General features: G+C 68.1%; 9 protein-coding genes. 3 read left to right on the forward strand and 6 right to left on the reverse strand.

What is annotated here, in order from left to right; genetic code table 11:
* Positions 1-7: 7 nt before the first annotated feature.
* From F0U63_RS25935 to F0U63_RS25950, 4 genes are all read right to left on the reverse strand, one after another.
* On the reverse strand, positions 8-1,888 hold the full coding sequence (locus F0U63_RS25935; protein ID WP_395833459.1) for a rhamnogalacturonan lyase: 1,881 nt from the start codon (positions 1,886-1,888) through the stop codon (positions 8-10).
* Between the two features lie 322 nt (positions 1,889-2,210).
* The gene (locus F0U63_RS25940) at positions 2,211-3,305 is read right to left on the reverse strand and encodes a D-TA family PLP-dependent enzyme (protein ID WP_395833461.1); all 1,095 of its coding nucleotides are present in this window, start codon (positions 3,303-3,305) and stop codon (positions 2,211-2,213) included.
* Between the two features lie 24 nt (positions 3,306-3,329).
* Positions 3,330-5,522 carry a sensor histidine kinase gene (locus F0U63_RS25945; protein ID WP_395848427.1) on the reverse strand — a complete coding sequence of 731 codons (2,193 nt, stop codon included), beginning with the start codon at positions 5,520-5,522 and terminating at the stop codon, positions 3,330-3,332.
* 141 nt (positions 5,523-5,663) lie between these two features.
* Positions 5,664-6,317, reverse strand: a complete 654-nt coding sequence (locus tag F0U63_RS25950; protein WP_395833463.1) for a carbonic anhydrase — start codon at positions 6,315-6,317, stop codon at positions 5,664-5,666.
* A 167-nt stretch (positions 6,318-6,484) separates the two neighbouring features.
* On the opposite strand from F0U63_RS25950, the gene F0U63_RS25955 reads away from it, so the two are divergent.
* Complete coding sequence (locus tag F0U63_RS25955) at positions 6,485-8,941, forward strand: YfhO family protein (RefSeq protein WP_395833465.1); 2,457 nt, start codon at positions 6,485-6,487, stop codon at positions 8,939-8,941.
* Here the strand turns inward: F0U63_RS25955 and F0U63_RS25960 are convergent.
* Entirely contained in the window at positions 8,873-9,802 is a 930-nt protein-coding gene (locus tag F0U63_RS25960) for a phosphatidylinositol-specific phospholipase C domain-containing protein (RefSeq protein ID WP_395833467.1), read from the reverse strand. The two genes, F0U63_RS25955 and F0U63_RS25960, sit on opposite strands and share 69 nt — an antisense overlap.
* Positions 9,803-9,940: 138 nt before the next feature.
* On the opposite strand from F0U63_RS25960, the gene F0U63_RS25965 reads away from it, so the two are divergent.
* Positions 9,941-10,717, forward strand: a complete 777-nt coding sequence (locus tag F0U63_RS25965; protein ID WP_395833469.1) for an SIR2 family NAD-dependent protein deacylase — start codon at positions 9,941-9,943, stop codon at positions 10,715-10,717.
* 59 nt (positions 10,718-10,776) lie between these two features.
* Here the strand turns inward: F0U63_RS25965 and F0U63_RS25970 are convergent, their stop codons facing one another.
* Complete coding sequence (locus F0U63_RS25970; protein ID WP_395833471.1) at positions 10,777-12,492, reverse strand: polysaccharide deacetylase family protein; 1,716 nt, start codon at positions 12,490-12,492, stop codon at positions 10,777-10,779.
* A 202-nt stretch (positions 12,493-12,694) separates the two neighbouring features.
* Between F0U63_RS25970 and F0U63_RS25975 the strand changes: the two genes are divergently transcribed.
* Positions 12,695-13,642 carry a substrate-binding domain-containing protein gene (locus tag F0U63_RS25975; protein WP_395833473.1) on the forward strand — a complete coding sequence of 316 codons (948 nt, stop codon included), beginning with the start codon at positions 12,695-12,697 and terminating at the stop codon, positions 13,640-13,642.
* The last annotated feature ends 2 nt before the right edge of the window (positions 13,643-13,644 follow it).

Consider the following 13,644-nt stretch of genomic DNA (forward strand, 5'->3'; position numbering starts at 1 on the left):
GGCTCGCTCAGGGCGTGCGGATCGCCGGCAGGGTCACGCTGCTCATGCCGTTGCCGAGGAAGAAGCCCGGGTGGGCAGGCTGGTTGTAACCCATGTTCTGACCGGCGACCTGCACACGGTACTGCGGATCGTGCATCAGCGTCGGGATGCGGTAGCTGGTCTCGATCGGGGTGGTGAAGAGCAGCAAGGCGGTGCTGTCGTTGTTGCGCAGCACGACCTCTTCGCGCCAGTCACCGAGGATGTCGGCGGCGATCACCGGGTTGGACTTGGTGCTGTTGTTGGACGCGGCGCCGTAATCCGAAGCGGTCAGCAGGCGGGTCAGGCTCAGGGAGCTGGGTACCCATTTGTCGATCTTCACGCCGTCGAGCAGCTCGCGCGAGAGGTCGCCATCCCACCACACGGCCATGTTCACGCTGCTCGGGCGCTTGGTCGAGGAGATCTGCACGCCCCCGGCGCTCATCAGCACCGAACCGGCGGTGCTCCAGCACTCCTCGCCTGGATCGGCCGGGTCGATGTCCGCGCACATGCCGCGGCCGACGTCCGCGCCCGAACCGTAGCCCCACAGGATGGCGCCGGTGGCGGCATCATGAATTTCCATGCCGCGGTTGCTGCCGTACGAGCCCGGATCCTCGTGCACCATGAAGATCTGCTTGCCGCTGCGTTTCGGGTTGAGAACGCCGACATGCAGCGCATCGCCGTGGCCAAGGCCGGTGCGGTAGCGCAGGCTCCCGTCGCTGTTGATCGTGGCGGCGCCATAGATGATGTCGTCCTTGCCGTCGTCGTTCACGTCCGCGACGCTGAACCAGTGCGCGCCTTCGCCGTAGGAGCCCGAACCCGAGGTCGGGCTGTCGTGGATCCAGCGCTGGGTCAGCTTGCCGTCACGCCAGTCCCAGGCCACGAGCACCGCGCGGGTGTAGTAGCCGCGAGCGAACACGGCGGAGGGCCGGGTGCCGTCGAGATAGGCCACGCCAGCGAGGAAGCGGTCCACGCGGTTGCCGTAGCTGTCGCCCCATTTGGACACGGTGCCGCGCGCGGGCAGGTAGTTGGTGGTGGCCAGGGCGGCACCGGTGGCACCGTCGAAGACGGTCAGGTACTCCGGACCGGAGAGGATGTAGCCGGAGCTGTTGCGGTAGTCGGCCGAGCTGGAGCCGATCACCGTGCCCTTGCCGTCGACGGTGCCGTCGGCGGTCTTGATCATCACTTCGGCCTTGCCGTCTCCATCGAGGTCATACACGACCATCGAGGTGTAGTGTGCGCCGGCACGGATGTTCATGCCCGGATGGATGCGCCACAGGCGTTTGCCGTTGAGCTTGTAGGCATCGATGTAGGTGTTGCCGGTGTAGCCAGACTGGGAGTTGTCCTTGGCATTGGTCGGCTGCCACTTGAGCACGATCTCGTATTCGCCATCGCCGTCGAGATCGGCCACCGAGCCGTCATTGGCCTCGTAGGTGTAGGCCACACCGTCGGGCGTGGTGCCACCGGCGGGCTTGTGGAGAGCGATCGAGAGGTAGGGATTGGTCAGCACCGTGGCGTTGCTGCCGGCCTGCTCGACACCGTTGAGCACAGGCTTGACGGTATAGGTCGAGGTGGTGGTGCCCACCGTGTCGGTGTAGTTGGTGCCGCCGGTGAGCACACTGCTGTTGAGCTTGGTGGTACCGCGGTAGACATTGAAGCCGATGCCCGAGGGATCGGTGCCGAGCAGACGCCAGCTCACCAGCATGCCTCTGGCCGCCGGGACGGCGACCACGCCGCGGCCGAGTTTCTCGACGTATTTGGCGGTGGCCGCGATGCTTGGGCTGGAGGACTCGCCGGTGGAAGAGTCCGTGGCCGCCTGGGCCCCGGAGGCCAGCAGCATGACGGCCAGCCTGCCAAACAATTTGCTCTGCATGATGTCCCCTCGATCTGTCTGGAGGCCATCCGACCGAGGCTTCCAGTGTTCGCGAAAGAAACCTTGATCGAAACGTTACAAACAGTCAATACTCGAAATTCGAGCAAACCGATGATTTCCTCAAACGGTTGCGCGGAAGCTGGCCTGATTTCCCCTGGACGGGAAATATCGCCTGCGATCGGAGCCCATCTGGGGTCCATTCACAGCAGGATGGTCATTTTCTCGAGGAGGTTCATATGAGCAAACTCCCGAAGCGACGACTTCAGTCCATTTCGCTCCGTGGCCTCGTCGGAAACGTTTCCGCTCTTGCCCTTTTCCCAATCTACACCGGACCCCGGCCCCTCCCCGTCACATCCCAGCGCTTCACCACCTGACCGCCGCGCACGGCCCACAGCTCGTCCTGCAGGTTCACCGAGACACAGACGTGGTTGGGCACCACCCGCACCCGCTCGCCCACGCGCGGCTTCCATGCCGTGCGCGACAGGTCCAGCACTCCGTGCTCCTCGGAGATCGTCCGCACCACCACCTCGGGCCGGTCCAGCAGCGCGCCATAGCCCTCCACGGACAGTTCCTCCTTGGCCAGCGCCTTGGAGCCCGCGTCGATGACGGCCTGCCCCGGCACCGCCGTGCTCACCACCGTCGCGAGCACCGAGTACGCCACCTCTTCCCAACCGCACGCGCCCATCCACGCGCTCGCCCGGTCGAAGAAGGGCGCGATGCCCGGACGGACCTCGTTCATCCCCACCACCTCGTGCGAACGCCACAGGGTGGGCGTGGAGCCGCCACTCACGAGTCCCGGCTTCAGCCCCACCGCCCCCAGCGCGTCCAGGAACGTGCCCAGCCGCCTCGACACCTCCGCGAGCGCCGGGCCCTGCTCGGCCAGCGGCATGCGGAGGTGCCCCGGGTAGAACATCACGCCCTGGTACTCGACGCCCTCCGTCCCCGAGACCTCGCGGGCCAGCGCCACGGCCTCCTCCGGCGTCTGCACGCCCACCCGGCGCATCCCCAGGTCCAGCTCCACCAGCACGCCCACCGTGCGCCCCGCCCCGCGCGCGGCCTCCGCCAGCCCCGCCAGCACCTCCCGCGAGTCCAGCCCCACCGAGAGCCGCACGCGCCCGGGCAGCGCCATCAGCCGCGCCAGCTTCGAGGAGCCCACGGGCGAATAGGCCAGGAGCACGTCGTCCGCCACCGCGCCCATCACCTCCGCCTCGCGGGGCGTGGCCACCGTGACGCCCACCGCGCCGGCCTGGAGCTGCCTCGCCGCCAGCTCCGGCACCTTGTGCGTCTTCGTATGCGGCCTCCACCGCAGTCCGTGCTCGCGCATGTACGCGGAGGCCTTCGCGAGGTTGCGCTCCAGCCGCTCCTCGTCCACGAGCGCCGCCGGGGTCTCGAGATCATCCAGTGAGGGAAAGCTCATACGGGGCCGGGAAGGTACTCCAAGCTACGAGGCGTGAGCCAACCCGGCGGGGTTCAGGGGCAGCTCCAGGACGAAGGTGGCCCCATGCCCCGCTCCCTCGCTGTGGACCGTCAGCGAGCCACCCATCTCCTGGGCCGCCAGCGCGCTGGAGTGCAGGCCAAAGCCGTGGCCTTCCTCGCGCGTGGTGAAGCCGTACTGGAAGATGCGCGTGAGCTGCTCCGGTTCGATGCCCATACCGGTGTCCCGCACCTCGATGCGGACGCGGTCGGCGGCGGTGAGATCCAGCTTCACGGCCAGCCGCCGCTCCTCGGGCGGCACCCCATCCATGGCGTATTTGGCGTTGCTGAACAGGTTGACGAGGATCATCAAGACCTTGTGCTTGTCGGTGAGCACGGAGGGCAGCGAGGCCCATTGCCGCTCCACCTTCACCTGATGGCGGGAGAGACCGGCCGCGTTGATGCGCAGTGCGTCCTCCACCAACTCCACCAGGCTGACCGGCTCCTGGAGCCGCGGCATCCGGGCATGGTTCTGTTGCACCTTGACGATGTCGCCGATGTGCTCGGTGTACCGGCCGATGTCACCGAGCAGCTCGAGCATGCTCCCTCGCTCGTCCACCAGGTTCTGCCCCAGCTTGTCCAGGAATGGGAGGAGATGCCGTCCGCGCGGGTCCTCGGTGACGAAGGCCGTGAGCTCGCCCTGGTGCTCCTGGAGCAGGTGGGCCGCCCGGCCCACCTGCTCGAGCTTCATCCCGTTCATGCGCTCCCGGGCGAGCTGGGCCGCAGTGTAGACGCTGTTGAGGACGTTGCCCACGTTGTGCAGCACGTTGGTGGCGATCTCCGCCATGCCCGCCTGACGTGCCGTCCGCATGAGTTGCTGGTGGACCTCCTTCAGCTCCCGGGTGCGCTCCTCGACACGTTGCTCCAGGCCCTCGTTGGCCTGCCGCAGGGCCTCCTCGCGTTGCCGCACCTGCCGGGCCATCTGCTCGAAGGACCGGGCCAACTGTCCCAGCTCGTCCTCGCGTGAGGTCTCCAGGGAGACGCCGAAGTCGCCGGCCGTCACCTGGTCCGTGGCCCGGGTGAAGGTCTGGAGCGGGCGGGAGATCTGATCCCTGAGCACCCAGAACATGATGAGCAGTTCCATGAGCAGCGACACGAGGCCGAACACCAGCACATAGCGCGCGGCATCGATGGCTTTCGAGGTCACCACACTCTCGGGCAACACCGTGACGAAGTTCCAGCCCGGACCCCGCAGCCGCGCCACGGCGATGTACTCGCCGTACTCGGGCAGCGCCACCACGGTCTGCCCGGGCTCGAGGCGCTTCACCGCTTCGAAGATGCTCCGCAGATGGGCCTGGTGCTCCGCGGTGGCGAGCCCCGGCCGTGAGCCCTCCGGCTGTTTGGCGGCCAGGATGTCGTAGCCGCCCGTCGTGCTGTCCTGCTTGAGCTCGGGAGGGGCGACGAGCTGGCCATCCTCGCGGAAGATGAGGTTGTACGCGCCGGGCAGGTGGTCGATGAGGGTGCGCGACAGCAGCTCATCGACGATCACGTCGTTGCCGAGCGTCGCGACATGCTTGCCGTCCTGGTCCACCGGGGTGACGGCGGAGATCAGCCATTTTCCGGAGACGTCATCCTTGTAGCTGCGGGTCCAGGCCATCCGCCGCAGGGGATTCTCCTGGGGCTGGGAGATGATGGAGTACTCGAAGGAGAGCAGCGGGTAGCCGGGACTGGCCTCCAGGGTCCAGTTGGGGACCTCTGGCCAGTAGAGCACGTTCACACCCTCCGTCAGCGCGATGTATGTGTTGGCGTGGCGGGTGCGGTAGGCGGGCCCGTATTGGGCGATCACGTCATACGCGGCCAGCAGCCGGCGTTGGAAAGCGGTATCGGCATTCACCCCCGGAGCGACCCAGACGCCCGGCACCCGCGTTCCATCGAAGCCCTCGGGCCGGGTGCGAATCGTCCCATCGGGCCGGAGCTCGAACATGCTGTCGAAGCGGGCGGTGGGATCCTCCTGGCTTCCGGCCTGGAGCCGTTCCTCGAAGGCCTGCTTGAGGAGGGCGTGGGCCTCCTCCACGAGGACGAAGATGGCCTGCTCCCGTTGGCCGCGCTCCGCGACGTGCCGCGCCAGATGCTCCAGGCTCTCGTCGCGCATGGTGCGCAGGATGTGGAGGTAGCTGACGAGGGTGGTCAGGGCGATGACCACCCCGATGCGCCCCGCCATCTGCAAGAGGGTCCGGCGCGCGAGGGTGGAACGGGAGTTGGATGGAGACGGCATGAGTCCACCAGCATCCCCCATGGGATGGGGGCACAGACAAGCGCACCGGGCAAGGGCTCACCGGGAGTATGAGCCGGGGCGGAAGGCTCAGCGCTGGGGCGTGTCGAAGAAGTCGACCTCGCCGCTATCCAGCGAGTACTCCGCGCCTACCACCAGCAGCCCCTCCTCCTGGATGAGCCGCTCGAGCAGCCGGCTGGCGTGGCGCAGGTGGGAGCAGGACTGCCGCACGTTGGCGCGCACGGCCTCCTGCACCAGGCGCTCTTGCTCCACGTTCGGACCGGAGGCGCTCACCACGCTCTCCACCGCGGGCCGGCACCGGTCCACGATGTCGTGGATGTTCTCCGACGGCGCGCCCACACTGTGCTGGATGAAGTCCAGCGTGGCCTTGATGGCGCCGCAGCGCGAGTGGCCCATCACCACCACCAGACGCGTGCCGAAGGTGGCCGCCGCGAACTCCACGCTGCCCACCAGCGAGGGCGCCACCACGTTGCCCGCCACGCGGATGACGAAGAGGTCCCCGAGCCCTTGATCGAAGACGAGCTCCGAGGGCACCCGGGAGTCCGAGCACGAGAGGATGACGGCGAACGGAGTCTGCCTCGTCGCCAGCGAGGCCCGTGCCGACGAGCCGATGGCCGTGTTCATGCTTCGCACGTTCTGGACGAAGCGCTGGTTGCCGTCACGCAGACGCTGGAGCGCTTGATCAGCGGGAAGGGGAGCAGGAGGAATGCCAGCAATGGTCATGTCCGCGAGCCTCTCCCAAACATGAGAAGGAGGGAAGGTCCTTGGAAGGCGAGGACGAGATACGTCACGGATCGTCCGAGGCCACTGCGCGCCGCCCGACGTGGAGGTGTTCGCCACCGTTCTCCATTAGAGTCCTCCACCCTCTCCGCCCGTGCGACCTGAAGCCCATGTCTTCCGCCTCCCCAGAACCCCCCCAGCCCGAAGCTCCCCCGCCCCGATGGCTCGTCCCCGCCCTGAGCGTGGGGCTCACCTTCCTCTTCTTCCATCGGGCGGCCTTCTCCGCCAACGTCTTCTTCCTGCGCGACGTGCAGCAGGTCTATGTCCCGCTGTGGGAATACTGGCGCGAGCGGGTGCTCGGGGGGGAGTTTCCCCAGTGGTATCCCTTCGATGGGCTCGGGCAGCCCTACGTGGGCATGGTCGTCTCCGGGGCCTTCCACCCGGCCCAGGCGCTGTCGCTGGTGTTGCCCGGGGCGCTGGGTCTCAAGTGGCTCATGCTGCTGTGCTTCCCGGTGGCGTTCCTCGGCGTGAGCGCACTGGGGCGGCGGCTCGGGTGGGGGCTCGGGGCCGCGCTGCTCGCGGCGATGAGCTACACCTTCAGTGGCTACCTCGTCAGCATCACCAACAACACCCTGTACCTCCTGGCGGCCGTCACCGTGCCCTGGGTGTTCTGGGCGCTGGAGGGCTTTCTCCGGGCGCCCACGGTGGGACGGGGGCTCGGGGTCGCCGTGCTGCTCGGGCTCGTGCTGCTCGCCGGCGACGTGCAGGGCTACGCGGTCTGTCTGGGCGGGGCGCTGCTGTGGAGCGTGAGCCGTCCGGCGTCCAGCGGCACACCCCGCGCGCTGCTGGGGATGATGGGGGTGGGCGTCGTCTCCGTGCTGCTGTGCGCGGTGCAGATCCTCCCGACGCTGGCGGGGCTGGACGAGGTGCGCGCCTCGAATCAGACGCTGGAGCAGGCGGTGGTGTGGTCCGTCCATCCCCTGCGGCTCGTGGAGCTGCTGCTCGGGCCCCTGTTCGCGGGCGACGCCGGTGAGCACGTCCAGGTGGCCATCAGTACGTTGCTGCTGTCCACGTCGAGGAACGCTCTGTGGGCGGACTCGTTCTATCTGGGCGTGCCCGCGCTCGTGCTGGCGGGCGTGGCGGTGACCCGGGTGCGGGGGCCGCGCGCGGCCTTGCTGCTCGCCGCCGCCCTGGGGGCGGTGCTGCTGGCGCTCGGCAAGCACACGCCGCTCTACGGCTGGGTGTTCGACTGGGTGCCGCCGTGGCGGACCTTCCGCTACCCCGAGAAGCTGATGACGTTCGTCACCTTCGCGGTGTGCCTGGCGGCGGGCGTGGGGTGGGAACGGCTCGAGCACGCACCCGACGTCCGGCGCCGGGTGGGGCTCGGCGCGCTCGGGCTGGGAGGGCTGGTGCTGGCGGTGGGTGGCGCGGAGTGGCTCGGCCACGTGTTCTCGGAGGGGATGTTGTCCGGCCTGTGGATGGGGCCGCCGTGGCCCGAGGCCCAACGGCGCATCGGCGGGCACTTCGTGCTGGGCTGTGGACTGGCGGGCGGGAGCCTGCTCGCGTTGGGGGGCATCCTCGGCGTGGTGCGCTCGGCGCGGGCGCGGGCCGGGCTCGTGGGGGTGGTGGGCTTCGGGGGGCTGCTGCTGGCCAATGGCGACATCTACAAGGTGGGGGAGCCGGAGCTGATCGACGAGCCGACGCCCTTCGTCCTGCGCATCCAGGAGGAACTGCGCGAGCAGAGCGGACCGCCGCCGCGGGTATACCGGCTGTTCGGCCGCTACTACACGCCACGCCCCTTGCCGCTGCCCACCCTGGCGGAGACGAACGCGCTCATCATGGGGGCCTCGCTGATGCCGCTCGCGTCGGCGCTCTTCGGCCTGGAGAGCGCCAACGCGTACATGCCCGCCGCGTCGCGGCGGGTGGCGGACGTGCAGGCGGAGACGAACTCCTGGGTGCGTCACACCGCGGGCTTGTTCCACACGCGCTACTTCGTCATCCCGAGCGAGTCGAGCACGCTCGCCGCGCAACTGTCGGCGGAGCCGCTCCGGGTGCTGGAGCGGCTGGACGCCTTCGGGCTATGGCTGCTGGAGAACCCGAACGCGCTGCCGCGCGCGTACCTCGCCCACCCGCGCTGTGTGGCGGGTCCTCAGGAGGCGCTGCGGCGGCTCGGGAGCGTCCAGGCGCCGCGCGAGGTGGTGGTGGAGTGCGCGGCGCCCCTGCCCGAGCCGCCGCTGGAGGCGCCCCGGGGCGAGGTCACCGCCGCCCGGTTCGCGCCGGAGCAGGTGGAGGTGGAGGTGCGGGCGCGGGGCGGAGAGGTGCTGGTGCTCAACGACGCCTACTACGAGGGGTGGACGGCGAGCGTGGACGGGGAGCCGGTGTCCATCCTGCCCGCCAATGGGGCGGTGCGCGCGGTGGCGGTGCCCCCGGGGGTGCATCAGGTGGTCTTCCGCTACCGCACGCCCGGGCTGGCGGTGGGAGCCGGGGTGAGCCTGGGCACGCTGCTCGTGCTGCTCGGCGCGGACGGGGTGCTGCGGCGGCGCCTCTCGGCGAGGAGATTACTTGTTCCAACCGATGATGTGGGCCGCGAGCTTGTCGGTCACGGCATCGACGAAGACCACTCCTGAGCCCGCCGGCTTCGCGAGCAGGTAGGGCGTCATGTGTTTGCTGCCGCTCCAGACGGGCTCCCAGGGCTTCCAGACGAGGCTCGAGAAATTGAAGTACAGCCCGAAACCCGCATGGTTGGAGTTCTTGGCCTCCCGCAGCATGTCGCTCACGGCCTGCTTCTTGTCCTCGAGCGGAGGGCTGTTGTAGAGGTCCTGGATGACGAGAGTGCGCGGATCGGCCTGGAGGCGCACTCCGCCAATCTGACCGAGCACCGCCTTCCTTGGATTGTTGGGCCAGCCTCGGGTGTCGTAGTGGTTCTTGCTGGGATTCTGGAGGCGGCTGAAGACGATCGCCTTGCCCTTGCATTCGTCCAGCTTGGGCCATCGGCTGTGTCCAGTCCGCTTCCCGTGCTCGTGGACCTTGAACATCTTGTCTCCCAGTCCCTGGCTCACGATGTCGTTGATGTCGTCGGAGATGTCGACGCTGCCGCCCTCCTGCTTCAACAGCAGGAACACGGTTTCCCCCTTGTGCGCGTCCAGGAAGGACGAGACCTGAGCCACCACGTCGGCGACCGAGATTCCCTGGTCGAAGGGGCCGTGAAAGACATTGTAGGTCGTGCGCTCCTCGCCGATCTCCTGCTGAACCTGCTGCCGTTGTGTGCCACCGAGGGCATCCAGGAAGAGGCCAGTCCACGTTCCTTCTGACCCGTAGGTGGCGGCGCATCGGATGTCGAGCGCGCGCACTCCGGCCTCCAACTGCTCGGGGATGGAGAGCGTTTGTGCCCGCGTCATCGGCTTGATGGTCGATTGATACGCCCCCGTGTCATGCGTACCGGGGATCGAAAGCCGCGTGATGCAAGGATTGCCCTTCAGTTTCGACATCCAGTCCGCATTCGCCATGCATGCTCCTCCGCCAACGAAGGTATCAGGCTACCACACACTCCCTCTCTTTCTTGCCCTCGCGCACCCGCCGGGCCGCCGAGCCTTGCGAGCGAGCCGTCCGGCTGCGACGCTCTCCTCATGGACCAGGAGATCGAGCGCATCATCACGCATCTGTCCCGAGCCCGCAGTGTGCTGTTCATCACGGGCGCTGGAATCTCGGCGGAGTCGGGTGTCCCCACCTATCGCGGCATTGGAGGACTCTACAACGGCAAGACGACGGACGAGGGGCTGCCCATCGAGGTGGCGCTCTCGGCGAGCACGTTCCGGCGCAGGCCCGAGCTCACGTGGCATCACATCCACCAGATCGAGCGCGCCTGCCGGGGGGCGACCTTCAACCGCGCCCATGAAATCCTGGCGCGCTTCGAGGAGAGCTTCGAGCGCTGCTGGGTGCTCACGCAGAACGTCGACGGCTTCCACCGGGCGGCGGGCTCGAAGAACGTCATCGACATCCACGGTGACATCCACGAGCTGCGCTGCACGCGGTGCTCCTTCACCGAGCGCGTGGTGGATTACTCGAACCTGGAGCCGTGTCCGGACTGCCCTCAGTGTGGCGCGCTGCTGCGCCCCGAGGTCGTGCTCTTCGAGGAGATGCTGCCCCCCACGAAGGTGATGCGTCTCCAGCAGGAGCTCGCGACGGGCTTCGACATGGTGTTCTCCATCGGGACCTCGAGTCTGTTCCCCTACATCGACGGGCCCGTGCTCGAGGCGGTGGCGCGCAAGCGTCCAACGGTGGAGATCAACCCGGGGCGCACCGACATCTCGGACGTGGTCGAGGTGAAGCTGCAGACGGGCGCCGTGGCCGCCTGCGAGGCCTTGTGGGCCGCGCGCGACCGGTGGATGGCTCAGCGAGGGTAACGCTCGCTGAGCAGGGACGCTGGCCAAGGCGCAGCACGAGCCACGTGCCGCGCCCGTGCTCAGGGCAGCAGTTGGATGTCGTCGAGGTAGAGCGTGCCCTGGTCCTTGCCGGACTGATCCTGGAAGTAGATCTCCTGGAGCAGCCGGCTGCTCGCGCCCAGGGAACCGAGCGGGATGAGAACCTGCTCCCACACGCCCGGCTTGATGGCGTGGCCCAACGCCACGTCGAAGCGCATGCCTCCCAGTTCGGTCGAGCCATCCTCCTTGAGCAGCACCCGCACGATCTGTCCGCCCGTGGTGCCCCCATGCACCCAGAACGACAGGGTCTTGTAGAGGCTCAGGTCCACCCGCGTGGTGGTGTTGAAGAGGAGGGCCTTCCAGGAATCCGGCTCGAAGGAGATGGCCGACGTGCCCGAGTGGACGAGGTGGGTCGCGGCCAGGTTGCGCGTGGCCCAGCTCCGGTCCTTGAACGTGGTGTGGAGGCTGTCCGCGTAGAGGGTGAAGGCGGGCGTCGGCGTCGGCTCCGTGGGAGGATTCGTGGGCGGCGGCGTGCTGGAGCGCAGCAGCCGGATGTCGTCGAAGTACACCGTGCTCTGGTTCGTGCCCGTGTCGTCCTGGAGGTAGAGATCCCTCACGGTGCTCGTGGAGGACACGCCGATGGAACTCAACGGGACGATGACCTGCTGCCAGGTGCCCGCCTGGATGGCATGGCCCATCACCGTATCCAGCCGCACCGAGCCGAGCTTCTGCGAGCCATCGTACGCCAGCAGCCGCACGCCCTGCCCGCCCGCGGTGCCCCCATGCACCCACAGCTCGAGGGACGTGTACTGGGACGCGGGGAGCCCCGAGATGTGGTGGAGGTAGACGGCGTTCCACGTGTTGAGCTCGGCGGAGAGGGACGCCAGGCCCGTGCGCACCACGGTGCGGTTGTCGAGGTTGTGCGGGGTGTAGCTCCTGTCCGAGAAGCCATCGCCCAGGGCATCGGCATAGACGGACGTGTCGCCCGCGGCTTCGCCCGTCGACCCATCCATGCGCGCCCGGCCCTCGGAGACGGTGACGATGTCCACGTTCCTCGCCTTGACGGCATCGAGGATGGCCGCGAAGTCGGTGGCGCCATACTCCGTGGACGAGCTCGCCGTGCCGGTCACGATCTGGTGGAAGGTGAGGATGAGCCAGCTGCCGTCAGCGGCGGCGGCGTCGATCCACGAGCGCACCGTGTCCACCGAGACGCCCGTGTGCACGTCATAGGAGCGCAATTGCAGGATGTTCGAGTCCTTGAAGTTCTGGCCGCCGTTCACCGTGCGGTGGCTGCCGTAGTACTTCGAGATCGTGCTCAGCACGCTCGGGTTGTAGGCGCCGTAGGGCGAGGCGAACGAGGGCACCGAGGACAATCCGAACTGCGACTTCAACCAGGCCTGCGAGTCATGCAGCTCGATCTCCAGGGCGTTGGCGGTCAGGGTGGTGAGATCCGGATGGGTGATGGTGTGAGAGCCGATCTCGTTGCCCTCGGTGATGAGCGTCTGCACCTGCGGCACGGTCAGGTATCCCGAGAACCCGCCGCGGATGTTCTGGGTGATGAGGAAGTAGGTGGCGGCGATGCCGCGGGCATTGAGGGCCGGGCGCGCCGTCGTGTACTGCGAGCTCAGGCCGTCATCCAGCGTGATGCTCACCATGCCCCGTTGAAACGGCGTCGAGCCCCACGCCGGGCCCATGCACACCAGCAGGGCCACCACGAGCCCCCGCAGCATTCCTCGCACGACAAGTCGTCCACGCATGTGTCTTCCTCACGATGAAATCCCCCCTGGAACTGGCTTCCCGCGGTAGAGACGCGGGCGAGCAGGTGCTCGCTGGAATCATCGTCGCTCATGAGCAGGCACTCTACCGCCGCGGCCAGGAAGTGCTCGCCCCGCGCCGGGGCCCGGACACGCTGTCCACACCCGCGCTTCGTGGTTGCCCTTCGACGGAGTTCGCAGGAGGGTGGGTGGACAGGTCGGCCCGTCCGCTCCGCTCGTACTCCCCGTGTGCACCGTGCCCGTGCTCCATTCGTTACACTCCCCCGCCGTTCTGTTCGTCTCCAATGTCCAGACTCCCGGGGCCCGCCTCGGGGCGAGGTCCCTCGCGTGGGTGCTCGGGCTGGCGCTGCTGCTCGGGAGTGGCCCGGGTTGCCAGCGGCCGGCCAGGTCCCACACGCCCCTCGTCTACGCGGGTTCCGGCAGCATCGGCGACACCATCCTGTCACCGCTCAGCGAGGGCTTCGTCCGTCGGGGAGGTCCTCCCGTCGAGGCGAAGCACTATGTGGGCTCCGCGGAGGGCTTCAACCTCCTGATGGAGGGGCGCGCGGACGTGAGCGGCCTGGCGCGCTCGCTCCGGAGCACGGAGAAGGCCCGGCACCCCTATTACGTGATCATCGGGTATGCCGCGCTCGCGGTGTACGTCCACCCGGACAATCCGGTCACCGCCCTCAGCCGGGCCCAGCTCAAGGCATTCTTCACCGGCCAGCTGAAGAACTGGAAGGACGTGGGTGGACTGGATGCGCCCGTGGAGCTGGTGACGGTGAAGCTGTCCACCGGCTCGGGCACGACGGACTTCTTCCGGGAGACGGTGCTGGAGGGCGCCCCGTTCGCGCCCACCCATGCCTTCGAGCACCCGCGCGAGGTGCAGTCCTACGTGGCCTCGCATCCGCACGCGCTCTCGTGGGGGACGCTGGCGCCTGACGTCCAGGGCGTCCGGGTGCTGTCCTTGGACGGCGTGGCGCCAGGGCCCGATTCGATTCGCACGGCGGAATACCCGCTGTCCCGGCCGATGGTGCTGGCGACCCGGGGCGTGCCCGACGGGCCGCTCAAGGACTTCCTCGACTATGTGATGTCGCCCGAGGGCCAGGCCATCGTCGCGCGCTCCTTCATTCCCGTCCGAGAGGTGCACTGAGC

It is taken from the genome of Cystobacter fuscus (genome assembly GCF_044360685.1).
Taxonomy (GTDB): domain Bacteria; phylum Myxococcota; class Myxococcia; order Myxococcales; family Myxococcaceae; genus Cystobacter; species Cystobacter fuscus_C.

Coding starts and splice junctions, on each gene's coding strand:
- F0U63_RS25965 (WP_395833469.1), top strand. CDS start 9,941: ATGGACCAGGAGATCGAGCGCATCATCACGCATCTGTCCCGAGCCCGC.
- F0U63_RS25935 (WP_395833459.1), bottom strand. CDS start 1,888: ATGCAGAGCAAATTGTTTGGCAGGCTGGCCGTCATGCTGCTGGCCTCC.
- F0U63_RS25940 (WP_395833461.1), bottom strand. CDS start 3,305: ATGAGCTTTCCCTCACTGGATGATCTCGAGACCCCGGCGGCGCTCGTG.
- F0U63_RS25955 (WP_395833465.1), top strand. CDS start 6,485: ATGTCTTCCGCCTCCCCAGAACCCCCCCAGCCCGAAGCTCCCCCGCCC.
- F0U63_RS25945 (WP_395848427.1), bottom strand. CDS start 5,522: ATGGCGGGGCGCATCGGGGTGGTCATCGCCCTGACCACCCTCGTCAGC.
- F0U63_RS25950 (WP_395833463.1), bottom strand. CDS start 6,317: ATGACCATTGCTGGCATTCCTCCTGCTCCCCTTCCCGCTGATCAAGCG.
- F0U63_RS25970 (WP_395833471.1), bottom strand. CDS start 12,492: ATGCGTGGACGACTTGTCGTGCGAGGAATGCTGCGGGGGCTCGTGGTG.
- F0U63_RS25960 (WP_395833467.1), bottom strand. CDS start 9,802: ATGTCGAAACTGAAGGGCAATCCTTGCATCACGCGGCTTTCGATCCCC.